The organism is Fonticella tunisiensis, from assembly GCF_004364155.1.
Classification (GTDB): Bacteria; Bacillota; Clostridia; order Clostridiales; family Caloramatoraceae; genus Fonticella; species Fonticella tunisiensis.
This window is the reverse complement of the sequence record NZ_SOAZ01000063.1, coordinates 1-1,212: the sequence shown is the minus strand read 5'-3', so window position 1 is coordinate 1,212 and position 1,212 is coordinate 1. Positions and strand designations below refer to the sequence as shown.

Here is a 1,212-nt window from a genome sequence, read left to right as displayed (position 1 = left end):
AAATTATTCAAATATCTTGGAAACAACTCCAGCTCCTACTGTTCTTCCGCCTTCACGAATAGCAAATCTAAGTCCGTCTTCCATAGCGATTGGAGTTATAAGCTCAACTTCCATGTTGATATGGTCTCCTGGCATAACCATTTCTGTTCCCTCTGGAAGCTTGATTGTTCCTGTAACGTCTGTTGTTCTGAAGTAGAACTGCGGTCTGTATCCGTTGAAGAATGGAGTATGTCTTCCTCCTTCTTCCTTCTTTAAAACGTATACCTGTCCTTCAAATCTCTTGTGTGGGTTTACTGTTCCTGGCTTTGCAAGAACCTGTCCTCTTTCAATTTCACTTCTCTGAATTCCTCTTAAAAGTGCTCCTATGTTATCTCCTGCTTCTGCCTGGTCAAGAAGCTTTCTGAACATTTCTACTCCTGTTACTACTGTCTTTCTTCTTTCATCTGTAAGTCCGATTATTTCTACTTCGTCTCCTACCTTGAGCACTCCTCTTTCTACTCTTCCTGTTGCAACTGTTCCTCTACCAGTGATTGTAAATACGTCTTCTACAGGCATTAGGAATGGCTTATCCTTTTGTCTTTCTGGTGTCGGAATGTATGAGTCTACTGTATTCATAAGTTCAAGTATTGGCTTTATTGCTTCTGCATCAGTTGGGTTCTCTAATGCCTTAAGAGCTGATCCTACTATTATTGGAGTGTCATCTCCAGGGAATTCATATTCGTTAAGCAGGTCCCTTATTTCCATTTCTACAAGCTCTATAAGCTCTGGATCGTCTACCATGTCTGCCTTGTTAAGGAATACTACGATGTATGGAACACCTACCTGCCTTGCAAGAAGTATGTGCTCTCTTGTCTGTGGCATTGGACCATCTGCTGCTGATACTACAAGGATCGCTCCGTCCATCTGAGCTGCTCCTGTGATCATGTTCTTTACGTAGTCTGCGTGTCCCGGGCAGTCTACGTGTGCATAGTGTCTTGTTTCTGTTTCGTATTCAACGTGTGCTGTGTTGATTGTAATTCCTCTTTCCTTTTCTTCCGGAGCCTTATCTATTTCGTCATACTTTGTTGCCTGTGCTCTTCCATACTGTGCAAGCACTGTTGTTATTGCTGCTGTTAATGTTGTCTTTCCATGGTCTACGTGACCGATTGTTCCAATGTTTACGTGTGGCTTGGTTCTCTCAAAATGTGCCTTTGCCATTATTTTTTCCTCCTT

The 1,212-nt window shown here is 42.3% G+C and carries 1 protein-coding gene; it reads right to left on the bottom strand.

Features of this window, described 5'->3' with window-relative positions:
• Nucleotides 1-3 precede the first annotated feature (3 nt).
• Nucleotides 4-1,197, bottom strand: a complete 1,194-nt coding sequence (tuf, locus tag EDD71_RS15100; protein ID WP_133629527.1) for an elongation factor Tu — start codon at nucleotides 1,195-1,197, stop codon at nucleotides 4-6.
• Between the last annotated feature and the right edge of the window lie 15 nt (nucleotides 1,198-1,212).

Coding starts and splice junctions, on each gene's coding strand:
- tuf (WP_133629527.1), bottom strand. CDS start 1,197: ATGGCAAAGGCACATTTTGAGAGAACCAAGCCACACGTAAACATTGGA.